The sequence below is a fragment of the Teichococcus aerophilus genome (assembly GCF_014490485.1).
GTDB classification, from domain to species: Bacteria; Pseudomonadota; Alphaproteobacteria; order Acetobacterales; family Acetobacteraceae; genus Pseudoroseomonas; species Pseudoroseomonas aerophila.
The window spans coordinates 1-13,124 of record NZ_JACTVA010000059.1 but is presented as its reverse complement, the minus strand read 5'-3'; the positions used below and the strand labels follow the sequence as shown (position 1 = coordinate 13,124).

Genomic DNA, 13,124 nt, shown 5'->3' with positions numbered 1-13,124 from the left:
GCGTAAGGAAAGGTTGGGGTAGCTCGTGCTCCCTCGATTCCTTCCTGAGCATTCAGTGCTCCCTTGCCTCCCGCTCATCCTCCTAGCCCTTTGCCGCCTTAGCCGAAAGGAGTGACGGCGGCCGATTTGTCCACACCCGGACGTCAGTTAGAGTCTGTTTTAGAGTCAGTGATTCGTCTGTAGGCGGATTTCCAAGCCGGATCAGGACCTTCCGCGCGAGTCGTGCTCCCACCTTTCCCGCTCATGCTCCTTCTCTTCCTGTTCGTGCTCCCTGGCCTACGGTTCGTGCTCCCTCTTCTACGGGCTAGAAAGGAGTCATCCACAGTTCTGTGGATCTCCTGACCGTTCAGCGGCCATCCAGTGCGATTCGGAAGCTTTCGTGCTCCCTCGATTCCTGTCCGAAGACTGCCCCGATCCCACTCTCCCAGGCGATTAGGAAAGTTTCGTGCTCCCTTGATTCCTGATCGTTGGAGAGGGAACGAAGGGTGCGGTATGGGGTGACCATGCCAAGGAAAGCTCAGACCACCGCAGAGAAGGAAATCGCCCGTCTAGCTCGGTTTGAGAAGACGCAGGCTAACCGCCGCGGGCGCCAGAACCCGGCAGTCCTGCCTGCCAAGCTCACTAGAACCTCTGCCTTCGCTCCGCGGAAGAAGGGACTAAGCGACGCGACAACTACCCGGATCTACGCCGTGAAGCCGCACAGTGTAGTCGAGGTCCATGGTCGGGAACTGGGGTCGCAGCACAGGGACGCGTTGTATGCCCTCTTCCGGGTCAGGGCTGCCCGGTTTGAGCTGACCAACCCGGAGTGGCGGGAGGGCGCAGACCTCCGCGTACCCAAGAGCATTGTCATTTACCAAACGAGCACGACCTGGCGCGCTCTGCTGCAGGCCACGGGTCGGACGGCGCACGTCAATAACTTGGCTACGATACTCCGATCGCTTGAGGAGATGCGGTCGGTCTCGTTCCGGATTTACGCCGGAGCCTATGAGCAATATGAGGCCGGGATCGCCAAAGGTCGGCTTCCTGGCGCAGGTTTCTCGGACACTCTGATAAGCGAGATTTCATGGTCGGGAGTCGATCTCGATAGCAGTCTGACCATCCGCTACGGAAAATGGGTCCGTGACATGTTCGAGAGCCGGACCTTGGTCAGCCTCGACGGCGACACGTATTTCAAGCTGCGCTCAGACTACGCCAAAAGCATCTGGCCGTTTATCGACGGCAAGCCCAGCCACAGCTGGATCGACGACGTGGACATCGCCGCACTCTGCGGTGAGGACTACCTGAACGCTCCGATTAAGCGGCGGGTGAAGTTCCGTGGGGAGATCCGCCAGGCCTTCGACGACTTGGTCCGGGCCGGTGGCCTGTCGTCCTGGGGCTGCGAGGCCATTGGCGTCGGGCGGGTCAAGACCTACCGCTACCGCTGGAACCATCGGCGCCTTCGCCAAGCCGAACTAGATCTCGAACCTTCCCAAGCAGAGGCTCTGCAGGAAAGGTGATCAAGGGCTTCGTGCTCCCTCGATTCCCGGATTGGACGCTCATGCTCCCTCTATTCCAGGATCTCGCTCACTCATGCTCCCTTGATTCCCAGATTCGTTATTCAGGTTCCGGGGCAGGGGGGCGCGTTCCTCCTGGCCCGTTGGGTCTACGACGTTCCTTCGGGTGAGTTTTGAGGCGGTGGTTTGCATATCTCCTGGACTTTGGACTGTGCCTAGCGTGGGGGGGTTGGGTCTGGCCACGGCTTGCCGGGAGCTGACGGCGACCGCCTGGCCGGACGCTCACGTTGCCGAGGCCTGGGAGGGAAGGGCGGTCACGTTTTACCAAGTGGACCGCTCCCGCCGCGCCGCCGGTCGCCAGTAGGACATCGCCGCTCGCTCCGCGTCCTGCTCCCGTACGGGGTGGTCACGGGCGAGGGTCGATGAGGCCGCGGCCGTCCCGGGCGGCTGCGCGGGCGGGCCAGTTTGCGGTCGCATTGGCGACCCGAGGGAACCGTGGCCTGCGCTGAAGCAACCCCTCCTGCAGGCTGTACCCCCGTGAACCGGCCAAACATCCAAAATGAGGTGCTAAAAATCAATGGCTTAGCGAGTGTTCGCCGAGCCCTAACTCGTGATAATCCTTCTTATCGCGAGTGAGTGGATTGCGCCGACGCCGGCCGCGCCGGCGGCGCCAGATCCGGGGCCGGGATGGCTACTGTGCCCGTCCCGTAGTCCCGTCGTTGGGGCTGCAGAATAGCCAAATTGCCATGCCCAACGCTCCGCCCGATCACAAAGTGTTTCGGACGGAAGAGGGAGAAACGTACAGAACTGGCAGTAAGCTGCTAGTCCGCTTTCGAGGCTGGGGTGGAGAACCGAACGTAACGGCAGGACCATCCCAGAGCTTCCGTGCAGGCCAGTACAGTGTTTGCCCGCACGGTTCCGGGTACGCCTCATGCATGTGCACTTGGAGCAGCGACACGCCCTTCTGCAGGACGTCGCTATATGGATCACGGTCCCGGCGTTACTTCCTGGTCAGGTTCCTGGCACACAGCCTCGATGTTGTTTCCGTCCGGGTCGAGCACGAAGGCGGCGTAGTAGTCAGAGTGGTAGAGTTCACGAACGCCTGGAGGGCCATTGTCCGCCCCTCCGGCTGCAAGGGCGCCCACATGGAAGGCGTCCACGATACGACGGTCGGTGGTCGCAAGCGCGAGATGCATGGGACTGCCCGGAGCCTCGCCATCATGGAACCAGATCCTCGGATACCCATCTCGGCCCAAACCGTATCGTGTGCCGCCCGTGCGTGTCCGCTCGGGTCCGACACGGATGATGAAGGTCATGTCGAAAGGGCGGAGCGCCTCCTCATAGAAGCGGCGCGACCGTTCTGCGTCCGCCACGGCGAACTCGATATGGTCGAGGATCGCATCGCCCGCATAACGTGGTGCTTCACTCTTGACGGTCATTACCCACCTTCCCTGCCTGCGATGGACCATGTCATGCCTGCGACGCCCCGCCATCCGCGAAGAGCTCCACGCCGTTGACGTAGCTGGCGGCATCGCTGGCCAGGAAGGCGGCGACCGCCGCGATCTCTTCTGGTTCGCCGATCCGACCGATCGGGCTTTTGGCGGTGAGGAACGCCAGCCCCTCCTCGGCATGTTCACCGAACGCCTCTCGCAGAGAGGCCGTGTTCGTCGGACCGGGGCTGACGATATTGATGCGGATGCCGCTGCCCTTGAGGTCGCTGACCCAACTCCGCACCAGGTTCCGCACGGCCGCCTTGGTCGCGCCGTAGATGCTCATGGTGGGACCGGGGTCGATGGAGGCCGTGGAGCCGACGATGACGATGGCGGCGCCGGGCTTCATCAGCGGCAAGGCTGTCTGCACCGTAAAGACGACCCCCTTCACGTTGGTCGCGAATTGCTGGTCGAACTGTGCCTCGGTGATTTGCCCTAAGGGAGCGTGCTGCCCACCACCGGCATTCGGCACCAGCACGTCCAACCGGCCGAACCGCGCCTTCACCTCGCCAAATAGCCGTTCGAGGTCGGCCGGGCTGGTTACGTCGGCAGTGAGGCCGACTGCGCTGCCGCCCACACTGGAGACTGCGCCGTCCACCGCGCTCTGCCGTCGTCCGACCAGGACGACCTGCATGCCCAACCCGGCGAAGTGGCGAGCGATGGCCAAGCCTATGCCGCTGGAGCCCCCGGTGACGAGGACAACGGGTGTGTCGATGATGGTCATGCTCAGTCCTGAAGGATGTGGATGGTGGTGTCGGCGATGGTCTCGGCGAAGCCATGGCCGAAGAGACCTGCTGGAGTCTGGAAGCCGGACCGCGCTTCTCCGGCGAGCACCCGGCGCGCCGCCTCAGCGGCCGCCAACGACGTGAAGCTGTAGCCATTGACGGTGTCGAGAATGGCCCGGACGGTCTCTCCCCCAGTGCCGGTCATCTCGACTACGGCCTGGTAGCGGTTCGCGTCACGCTCCTCGGCGGGGGGTCCGTCCGGCAAAGCCATCAGGTCGCCGGTCGGGAAGGCACTGCCGGAGACGTGGACGAATGTGCCGATATTCGGCGCCTGCAAAGCCTTCCAGAGGGTCACCAGGTCGGGCAGCGTGACGGGGAAGCAGGTCACCGGGCCGCTACCGAAATTGAAGTTCTGCGTGGTACCTGGCTCGCAGATCCGCAGTGCTCCGTCGACGCGCTCAAGGCAGTCTCCCGTCAGGTTCTCAGCCGCGCTAATCGCCGAGCCGCGGGACATCGCCCCGGCGACATGCAGTGCAACGCGGATGGTGTGGGGGCGCCCGACACGCTCGGCCGCCCGGCCTGCCAGCGAACCCAGCATGGCGACGCTGCCGCCACTGCCGGGCAGCAGCATGACCCCGGCGGCTTGTGCCTGCGCGTCATAAGCCTCGGCCAGACGGTAGCTGTCCAATTCGACGGCGATGTCGAGGTAGTGGGTACCTGCCCGGATGACCCCACGAATCAACGGGTCGGCGGTGCGCTGAAAGGGACCGGCACAGTTCAGCAGGATTGCCACGTCCTGCAATGCCGCATCGATTGCAGCGTCGTGGTTCAGGGTGAACACCCGGTGCTCCACGCCGAGAGAGCGGCCGAGCTCCGCAAGCCGGGTCTCGTCCCGTCCCGCCAGGATGAGGTCCAGCCCGGCCGCCCTGGCATGTGCGGCGGCCATGCGGCCGGTGTAGCCGGTCGCGCCGTAGATCATCAGCCGGGTCATTGCGGGTGCTGCCAGGGCTTGAACACGAACTCAAGACTGTAGCCGTCCGGGTCTAGGACGTTCGCCGCGTAGTAGCGCGGGTCGTAGTGGAGCCGTGCGCCCGGTGTGCCATTACCCATGGCGCCTGCCGCCATCGCGGCGGCATAGGCGGCGTCGACCGCCTCGCGCGAGCGCGCCACGAAGCCGACATGCGCCGCTTGGCTCCTGGCCTCGCCCTCGCGGAGCCAGAAGAACATGCGCCCGTTCGCGCCGAAGCCCTTGAGGTCCGGATGACCGGGCGGGCCGTTGCGGCCGTCATAATCCAGCCGGTCAGTGATGCCGAGCGGCACCAAGGCGGCGTGGTAGAAAGCGATCGAGCGCGCGATATCGCTGACCGGCAGGAAGATGTGGTCGAGCATGGTCACCGTCCCCTCAGATGCAGTAGCCGCCGCCGACCTCGATCGACTGGCCGTTGACCCAGCCGAGCTCGTTCGTGAGCAGGCTGGCGATGACGCGGCCGACCTCCTCCGCCTCACCGACGCGGCCGAGCGCTGTCTGCGATGCAAGCATTGCCTCGAACTCGTCGGTCAGGCCGCCACCCAGCTCGGTCCGGATCGCGCCCGGCGAGACGGCGTTGGCGCGGATGCGGCGCGGGCCGAACTCCTTGGCCATGTAGCGGGTCAGCACCTCCAGCCCGCCCTTGAAGCTGGCGTAGGGCGCCACGCCTGCCGTTGCCACACGTGTCGTCGCGCTGGTCAGGTTCACGATGGCACCGCCCTCACGGATCAGCGGCAGCAGCGCCTGCGTCAGGAAGAACGGTCCCTTCAGGTGCACCGCGAACAGGCCGTCGAACTGTTCCTCGGGGACGGTCTCAATCGGGTTGTAGAACCCGAACCCCGCGTTGTTGACGAGGCCACGCAGGCTGGCGCCGTTCCAGGTCTCCTCCAGCGCGCGCGTCACCGCCTCCCGGAACGCGGGGAAGCTCGCCGTGTCAGCGATGTCGAGCGGTAGTGCGACCGCGCGACCGCCACTCTGCCCGATCTGCGTCACGACAGCCTCGGCGGCCTCGGGATGGCTGTTGTAGGTCAGGATGACGCCCAGGCCGCGATCAGCGCAGGCTCGTGCCGCAGCCGCGCCGATGCCCCGGCTGCCGCCTGTGATAGCGATGACTTCCATGGTGCATAGCTCCAGTATCTGCCGACGAAGCTATGCGGCAACCGCCTAACCGCGCGTCGCAGTTCCTACCCGAATCTTGCCTAATCCTGCTTTCCAGGTTGTTTCCTCATATCAGGCAGGACACTGTGAGGGGCATGGAACAGCAGCTGACTGAACTGCGCGCCCTGGCTGCGCGGGCCGGGAACAGGAAGACCGAGACGGGCATTCCGCGCGTGGCGATGGTCCAGGGACAGGTGCCCGAGCATGAACTCGCCGCCTGCTACGACCCGATGGTCAACCTGATCCTGCAAGGCAGCAAGTCGATGACGGTCGGCGATCAGACCCTGCACTACGATCCCGCGACCTACTTCGTGATGTCGGTCGACCTGCCCGCCGTTGGGGCCGTGCATCCGAGCGCATCGGGCACGCCCTACCTCGCGGTAAGCCTCACGCTGGACCCGCAGGTGGTTGCGACCTTGCTCACGGATCTGCCCTCACCGGCGGCACAGGCGCCGATGGCGGGATTTTCGGTCGCCGCGGTGACGCCCGAACTGCTGGATGCCTGGGTTCGCATGCTGCGCCTGATGGAGCGGCCCGGCGACATTCCGGCACTGGCCCCTGCCTATGAGCGCGAGATCCTATATCGCGTCCTCCAGGGGCCGCACGCGGCGCTGCTCCGCGACATCGCCACGCCCAGCACCGCGCTGGCGCGGATCAACCTCGCCATCCGGTGGATCCGACAGCATTTCGCCGAGCCACTGCGGGTGGAGGCGCTCGCCGCCATCGCCGCCATGAGCCCTTCTGCCTTCCACCGCCACTTCAAGAGCGCCACGGCACTCAGCCCGGTGCAGTTCCAGAAGCGCATCCGCCTGCTGCAGGCACGGCTGCTGCTGGTTAGCGGCGGCGTGAAGGCAAGCGACGTGGCCTTTGACGTCGGATATGAAAGCGCAACCCAGTTCAGCCGCGAGTACGCCCGCTTCTTTGGGGCGCCTCCAGCCAAGGACGCTGCACAGATTTTCCGCTATCTTCAGCAGGCGGGCCCGCGGGAATGAGTGGCACTCAGTAATCTGCAGGTGACCGCTATGGGTAGAAAGCTGCCAGCAGCTCATTCCCGATATTCCGTCCTACCACAGGCCTTTTCGGATGGAATGTGAGATTAGGAGTGCCTCGAGCTCCCGAGCAACCCTGGCAGGGCACGGCTACGGACCCTCGTTGACAGATGTTCAGATTAACAACTACCGTGATGTCCCATGAGTGGCCTTCACCTCCGCCTCGCAAACCGACGCCGTCGCTGCTTCCCAGCGGCGGCTTCCGTGGCTGCGTGCAGACAGGCCCCTCCCCGGTGAGGTCCGCTCCCTAGCGGTCCACCCCTGAAGCGGCATCAGCCCGCATCTCCGAACCTCCGCAGCCTCTGGCTTCGGGGGTTTTTCTTTGCCCTCACTTCAGCAGCAGGACACCACCATGAGCATTCGCGTCGGCATCGTCGGCATCAGCGGTTTTGGCGGCGGTGAGGCGATGCGCCTCATCGCAGGCCACCCGTCTTTCGAACTCGTCTACGCCGCAGGCGAGGGCAGCGCCGGCAGCCGATTGGTGGACCGCTTCCCCGGCGTGCCGGCCAAGCTGGCCGAGCTGGTGATCGAGAAGTGGGACCCCGCGACCCTGCCGAAGCTTGACGTGCTGTTCGCGTCGCTGCCCACGGGCACCTCGGCCGAGGCGCTGGTGCGCGTCCCCAAGGACGTCAAGATCATCGATATCGGCGGCGACCACCGCTACGTCGAGGGTTGGGCGTACGGTTTGGCCGATGTCTGGCCAGCCCAGATCGAGGGCCAGACCCGCGTTGCCAACCCCGGCTGCTTCCCCGCAGCGACGCTGACCGCGCTGGCACCCCTGCTGGCCAACAAACTGATCGAGTCCGAAAATATCATCATCGATGCAAAGACCGGCATCTCCGGTGCTGGCCGGGGCGGCGCCGACAACAGGTTCGGCTACGCCGAGAGCAACGAGAACCTGGCGCCCTACGGTCTGCTAAAGCACACCCATATGCCCGAGATGACCAAGACAATCGAACGGCTGAGCGGCGGCAGCGCAGCCGCACTGGTGTTCACGCCACACTTGGTGCCGATGACCCGTGGCGTACTTGTCACCATCTACTGCCGCGGCCGCGCCAGCACGGAGCAGTGCCTGGATGCGGCCCGGACCTTCTACGCCGGCCGGGCGTTCGTCCGCGTGACCGACAAGCCACCGCAGACCAAATGGGCGACCGGCTCCAACTTCGCCTTCGTCAGCTACGCCGCCGATCCGGAGCGTAACCTGGTGATCGCGATGGGCGTGGTCGACAATCTCGGCAAGGGAGCGGCCGGCCATGCAGTACAGAATGCGAACCTGATCTTTGGCATTCCAGAAACTGCGGGGCTGGACGGCGTGCCTGTTTGGCCATGAAAGGCGTCAGGTCCGCAAACCACCCATAGTGGCGTTCGCTATGGACGGGCACCTACTCCGTCCGAAGCCAGGCATTTTCGGACGGAATGGCGTGGAGTTGGAGAATTATCAGCTGCCGCCTGGTTGATGCATTCGACGGGCGAGAACTAACAGTGCAAGCAACGAGAGCACGGTAAGGGTGCCCGATAGCAACAACACCGTGCGTGGCCCTGCCACATCCAGCACCAGTGCAAACAAGAGCGGCGCCCCAGCTTGGAGGAGCCGCGCTGGCGCCGCCAACAACCCTGTCCGCAGGCCGTACCCGGCCGGCCCAAAGAGGGCGAGCGGTAGTGTTCCTTTGGCAATCGTCAGCAAGCCATTCCCGGCGCCGTGCAGGAGCACGAAGGGCACGGCCGCTACTGGCCCCAGGAAGGCGAGTAGCACCGCGCCGACAGGATGCAGGCCGGCAGCGAGCTGGGCCGTGATAAGAGGCGATGCTTTCCGCAGCAACGCGAACTCCGCCACCCGCGCCGCGACCTGCGCCGGGCCGACCAGTGAAGCCGCGAAGATTGCAGCAGTCGGCGCCGCACCCAGCGCCTCGATGATGCGCGGCAAGTGGGCTGCCATGGCCGTGGAAACGACAGCCGTGCCAGCAAAGACGGCGGCCAGGATGATCATGCTCCACGGCATGCCTTCGGGCGCCGCTTCGTCGGCGGCAGCCATCGGCTCGGGCGGCGGCGCCTTCGCGACCAGAAAGCGGCTCATCGGCAGCGCGACGACCAGGTGCATGGCGGCCCATGCCCAACAAGCGCCGCGCCAACCCAGGGCGTCGATCATGAAGGCGCTGGCTGGCCACCCCACCGTCGAGGCGAATCCCGCGAAGAGGGTGATGCCAGTGATGGCATTGCGGGCCTCGCGTCCGTAGAGGCCGGTGACAGTGGCGAAGGCGGCCTCATATAGCCCGAATCCCATGCCGATCCCGATCACCGCCCAGGCCAGGGCCAGCGTGACCGGCCCCGACGCCCAGGCCAGTAGCGCCAGCCCGGCCGCGAAGACGAGGTTGGAGGCAGCGAGGACGTCCCGGCCGCCATAGGTGTCGATCAGCCGTCCGGCGGTTGGCCCGACCAGCCCGGAGAGCAGCAGCGCCCCAGAGAAGATCCCGAAGAACCACGCCCGCGACAGGTCCAAAGCCTCGCAGATTGGGTCAGCGAACACGGCTGGGAGGTAGTAGGTAGAACCCCAGGCCAGAGTTTGCGTGATGCCGAGGGTGGTGGTGACCACGCCCCGGCGTCGCGCGAGACCCATGCTACTCATGCCCGCTCGTACCAGCCCTTCGTCCGCATCACGATGTGGACCACCGAGAGCATAACGGGCACCTCCACCAGCACACCGACCACCGTGGCTAGCGCGGCGCCGCTCTCGAATCCGAACAGGGCAATGGCCGCCGCGACGGCCAGCTCGAAGAAGTTGGAGGCGCCGATCAGGGCGGAGGGTCCCGCGACGCTGTGGGCGGAGCCGCACTGGCGGTTCAGCACGTAGGCCAGCCCTGCGTTGAAGTAGACCTGGATCAGGATGGGCACCGCCAGCAGCAGGATCACCAGCGGCTGAGCGAGGATCTGCTCACCCTGGAACCCGAACAGCAGCACCAGCGTGGTGAGCAGGGCCACCAGCGACACCGGATTCAGCGCCTTCAGCCTGCGCTCGAGCGCCGCCTCGCCGCCGGAAGCCAGCAACGCCCGCCGCCAAATCTGTGACGCGACGAGGGGCAGAACGATGTAGAGGCCGACCGAGAGGAACAGGGTATCCCAGGGTACCGTGATGGCGGACAGGCCAAGCAGCAGGCCGACCACCGGCGCAAAGGCCACCAGCATGATGGCATCGTTCAGCGCGACCTGGGACAGGGTGAAGTTGGCGTCTCCGTCCGTCAGGCGGGACCACACGAAGACCATCGCCGTGCAGGGCGCCGCGGCGAGCAGGATCAACCCGGCGATGTAGCTGTCCACCTGCCCCTCGGGCAGCCAGGGTCGGAACAGCCAGCCGATGAACAGCCAGCCCAGCAGCGCCATGGAGAAGGGCTTCACCAGCCAGTTGATGCCGACCGTGACGGCGATGCCGCGCCAGTGCTGGGCGACCTGCCCCATGGCGGCGAAATCGACGCGGAGCAGCATCGGCACGATCATCGCCCAGATCAGGAGCGCGACTGGGATGTTGACCTGGGCCACCTCCATGCGGCCAAGCGCCCGGAACGGCCCGGGCAGGAGGGCACCGAGCACGATGCCTACGACGATGCCGAGCGCGACCCAGAGAGTCAGGTAGCGCTCGAAGGTGCCCATGGGCGCACGGCGGCGCCTTATGGCCGCCTCGCCCTCAGTGGCCCCGCTCATGCGTTGTTCCCGGGCGACACGCGGCGCCCCTGGTCGTCGATGACCTTCTCGCCGTCCTCCTTGGTGAAGGCCTCGCGTTGCGCGCTGGGCAGGAGGTTGAGCACGGTCTCGGATGGCCTGCACAGCCGCACGCCGAGGGGCGTCACCACGATGGGCCGGTTGATCAGGATGGGATGCGCCATCATAGCGTCGAGCAGCTGGTCGTCGGTCAGCGTCGGATCGCCGAGGCCCAGCTCCGCGTAGGGCGTGCCCTTCTCGCGCAGCACGGCGCGAACCGGGATGTCCATGCGGCGGATCAGGTCGGCCAGCACGTCCCGGGTCGGCGGTGCCTTCAGGTACTCGATGACCTCTGGCTCTTCACCGCTGTTCCGGATCAGGGCCAGGACGTTGCGAGACGTCCCGCAATCCGGGTTATGGTAGATTGTGACAGTCATTTTGGGGGCTCCGGAGAGGGGCAGGCGCAGGCCGCGAGCGCGGCGACCGCCGGTGTGCAGACGGCCGGGTGGCCCTGACAGCAGTCGCGCATCAGGAAGGCGATGAGGCCGGACAAGGCGTCGTAAGCGGCCGAATAGCGGATAGACCGCCCCTCCCGCCGCGACTGCACCAGGCCGGCGTGTTCGAGGTGGGTGAGATGGAAAGACAAGCGCGACGAGGTAGCGCCCATCGCCTCGCCGATGGCACCGGCGGCCATGCCGTCCGGGCCGGCTGTCACCAGCAGGCGCACGATCCGCAGGCGGGTCTCCTGCGAAAGGGCACCAAGGGCATCGAGTGCTTGCATTTCATCCATGGCACCTTAATGTCTCAAGATGTGTTGAGATGAAAGAGGTAAAAATGAACGCGCCTGCTCTGCCTCTGACCATCAGCTTTCAGGGCGATGCGTCGCTGGGTGCCGTGCGCAACGCCCTGAGGGCCCATGGCACGCGACAGCTGCTCATCCGCTACGATGGTCAACTGATCCAGGGCGGCTACCATGTGACCGAGGTGAAAGCCGGCTCCTTCGTCACCCTCGACTGCGGGGGCAACCCGGACGCCTGGCAGGAGACGATCCTACAGGTGGAGGATCTGCCCGCCTCGGCCGAGAAGCCCGAGCACATGGAGGTCGGCAAGTTCCTCGCGATTTTAGGGAAGGTGGCCGAGCGGGTCAGCCTTCAGGAGGACGGCCGGTTGACCTTCGAGGTTGGCCCTCCCGGCCGCCCCATGCAGGTCTTCGACGTCGAGGCGATCCGGATCGAGTCTACCCGCGTCGTGATCGAGCTTGGCCCCCGCCCCGCCATCTGCAAGCCACGGCACCGGGCGGAGCAGGAAGCGGCCAAGGGCAACGCTTGCTGCACGCCTCAAAGCGGCTGCTGCTGACGCCGGAGCTGATCGGACGGCATGAGGTAGAAGAGGCGCTATAATGCCTGGATGATCAACCGCGTCCTCTCTACCTCCCTGCTGGGTGATTTACCGTTGCCTGCGGACAGCACGCCTGAGTTGGATGCGCTCTTCAGCCGGGCGGCTGTCTATGCCACCAGAGGCCCAAAGGATGAACGCCGGCCGGGATAGTCTCGACGGTCAACCGGAACAGATGCAACGCATCACCCCTTGAAATGTTCTTTCTTTGTTCCTTTACCCTGATAGGTTCAAGCCATGGTCGCCCCTCCCTCCCTGTCAGAATCGTCTGCCGCCCTCTCCACTGAGCTCATCGCCGCGACCCCGGACGAGATCACCGAGGCGCTGTCCTACGCGCTGCAGGGAGCCGATACCCAGCGAACACTGCTTACTGACAACCAAGTGGGGCTTAGGAGATCCTAAAATGAGCTGATAGCGAATTTCGACTTGCCGTTATATAAGCTGTCAGCTAATTATCGGTATGCCGCTGATCCTGCTCCGCTCTGCCGCCAAGGAATTCCTCGCGATGCCGAAGCGAGAGCGCGAACAGCTGAAGAGCCGACTGGACGCGATCGCAGCCGAGCCTGCTACGCAGCATCCCAACGTCCTCGCCATAAAAGGCGAGCCAGCGGGACGCTTCCGGGTCCGGCAGGGGGACTGGCGCGCCATTTTTACGGTGGTCGACGGCGACGTGTTTGTCATCCGCATCGCTCACCGCAGGGAGGTTTACGAGTGATGGCCTATATTGGACCCATTGCCGAGACGGCAGACACGGTAACGCTGCGTCGCGAGGATTTCGACGCCCTGATCGCCGCGGCCGAAGACACGAGTGACCGCCGGGCACTGGCAGCCTTTGACACCATGGTTAAACGGCAGGGGTTGGAGGCGGTCCGCGCCGACAGTCTGACGATGGAAGAGGTGATGCAGATCGCGGAAGGGGTGAGCCCGATCCGGGTCTGGCGGAAGCGCCGTGGCCTAACAGCCCGAGCACTCTCGGAGATCGCCGGCATCAGTCCTGTCTACCTCTCCGAGATCGAGACAGGGAAGAAGCCAGGAAGCGCCGTGGCTATCGTCGCGTTGGCGAAAGCGCTTGGCGTTGACGCCAGCGACCTCCTGCC

At 65.1% G+C, this 13,124-nt stretch carries 15 protein-coding genes; 6 read left to right on the top strand and 9 right to left on the bottom strand.

The features are described 5' to 3' along the window. Positions 1-689: 689 nt before the first annotated feature. A complete protein-coding gene (locus IBL26_RS22020) occupies positions 690-1,496 on the top strand; it encodes a hypothetical protein (RefSeq protein ID WP_367615487.1) in 807 nt (268 codons plus the stop codon). Between the two features lie 983 nt (positions 1,497-2,479). Here IBL26_RS22020 and IBL26_RS22015 read toward each other — a convergent pair. Genes IBL26_RS22015 through IBL26_RS21995 form a run of 5 tightly spaced genes read right to left on the bottom strand, consistent with a single transcriptional unit; the run spans position 2,480 to position 5,854 of the window. Then, positions 2,480-2,932, bottom strand: a complete 453-nt coding sequence (locus tag IBL26_RS22015) for a VOC family protein (protein WP_187786671.1) — start codon at positions 2,930-2,932, stop codon at positions 2,480-2,482. Positions 2,933-2,963: 31 nt separating this feature from the next. Then, on the bottom strand, positions 2,964-3,707 hold the full coding sequence (locus IBL26_RS22010) for an SDR family NAD(P)-dependent oxidoreductase (protein WP_187786670.1): 744 nt from the start codon (positions 3,705-3,707) through the stop codon (positions 2,964-2,966). Between the two features lie 2 nt (positions 3,708-3,709). Beyond that, entirely contained in the window at positions 3,710-4,699 is a 990-nt protein-coding gene (locus IBL26_RS22005) for a saccharopine dehydrogenase family protein (RefSeq protein ID WP_187786669.1), read from the bottom strand. Continuing rightward, entirely contained in the window at positions 4,696-5,097 is a 402-nt protein-coding gene (locus tag IBL26_RS22000; RefSeq protein ID WP_187786668.1) for a VOC family protein, read from the bottom strand. Before IBL26_RS22000 ends, IBL26_RS22005 begins: the two co-directional genes overlap by 4 nt. Before the next feature lie 13 nt (positions 5,098-5,110). Beyond that, positions 5,111-5,854: an SDR family NAD(P)-dependent oxidoreductase gene (locus IBL26_RS21995; RefSeq protein WP_187786667.1), complete on the bottom strand. Its 744-nt coding sequence runs from the start codon at positions 5,852-5,854 to the stop codon at positions 5,111-5,113. Positions 5,855-5,988: 134 nt separating this feature from the next. On the opposite strand from IBL26_RS21995, the gene IBL26_RS21990 reads away from it, so the two are divergent. Continuing rightward, positions 5,989-6,885 (top strand): AraC family transcriptional regulator, encoded by an 897-nt coding sequence (locus IBL26_RS21990; protein ID WP_187786666.1) that lies wholly within the window; start codon positions 5,989-5,991, stop codon positions 6,883-6,885. Positions 6,886-7,294: 409 nt separating this feature from the next. Then, positions 7,295-8,272: an N-acetyl-gamma-glutamyl-phosphate reductase gene (gene argC / locus IBL26_RS21985; RefSeq protein WP_187786665.1), complete on the top strand. Its 978-nt coding sequence runs from the start codon at positions 7,295-7,297 to the stop codon at positions 8,270-8,272. A gap of 108 nt (positions 8,273-8,380) precedes the next feature. Here the strand turns inward: argC and IBL26_RS21980 are convergent, their stop codons facing one another. The 4 genes from IBL26_RS21980 to IBL26_RS21965 are packed head-to-tail and all read right to left on the bottom strand — an operon-like array spanning position 8,381 to position 11,422. After that, positions 8,381-9,532 carry an MFS transporter gene (locus IBL26_RS21980; protein ID WP_367615486.1) on the bottom strand — a complete coding sequence of 384 codons (1,152 nt, stop codon included), beginning with the start codon at positions 9,530-9,532 and terminating at the stop codon, positions 8,381-8,383. A 29-nt stretch (positions 9,533-9,561) separates the two neighbouring features. Further along, positions 9,562-10,635: an ACR3 family arsenite efflux transporter gene (gene arsB, locus IBL26_RS21975; protein WP_277817350.1), complete on the bottom strand. Its 1,074-nt coding sequence runs from the start codon at positions 10,633-10,635 to the stop codon at positions 9,562-9,564. After that, positions 10,632-11,069 (bottom strand): arsenate reductase (glutaredoxin), encoded by a 438-nt coding sequence (arsC, locus tag IBL26_RS21970; protein WP_187786663.1) that lies wholly within the window; start codon positions 11,067-11,069, stop codon positions 10,632-10,634. The genes arsB and arsC overlap by 4 nt, the downstream gene beginning before the upstream one ends. After that, a complete protein-coding gene (locus IBL26_RS21965) occupies positions 11,066-11,422 on the bottom strand; it encodes an ArsR/SmtB family transcription factor (protein ID WP_187786662.1) in 357 nt (118 codons plus the stop codon). Before IBL26_RS21965 ends, arsC begins: the two co-directional genes overlap by 4 nt. 29 nt (positions 11,423-11,451) lie before the next feature. Here IBL26_RS21965 and IBL26_RS21960 point away from each other — a divergent pair, with 29 nt between their 5' ends. The 3 genes from IBL26_RS21960 to IBL26_RS21950 all read left to right on the top strand — a co-directional run. Then, positions 11,452-11,988, top strand: coding sequence for a DUF6428 family protein (locus tag IBL26_RS21960; RefSeq protein WP_187786661.1), 537 nt, complete (start codon positions 11,452-11,454; stop codon positions 11,986-11,988). 499 nt (positions 11,989-12,487) lie between these two features. After that, complete coding sequence (locus tag IBL26_RS21955) at positions 12,488-12,742, top strand: type II toxin-antitoxin system RelE family toxin (protein WP_187786660.1); 255 nt, start codon at positions 12,488-12,490, stop codon at positions 12,740-12,742. Beyond that, positions 12,742-13,124: helix-turn-helix domain-containing protein (locus tag IBL26_RS21950; protein ID WP_187786659.1), on the top strand; the 383-nt coding region annotated here is incomplete at its 3' end. The genes IBL26_RS21955 and IBL26_RS21950, both read left to right, overlap by 1 nt.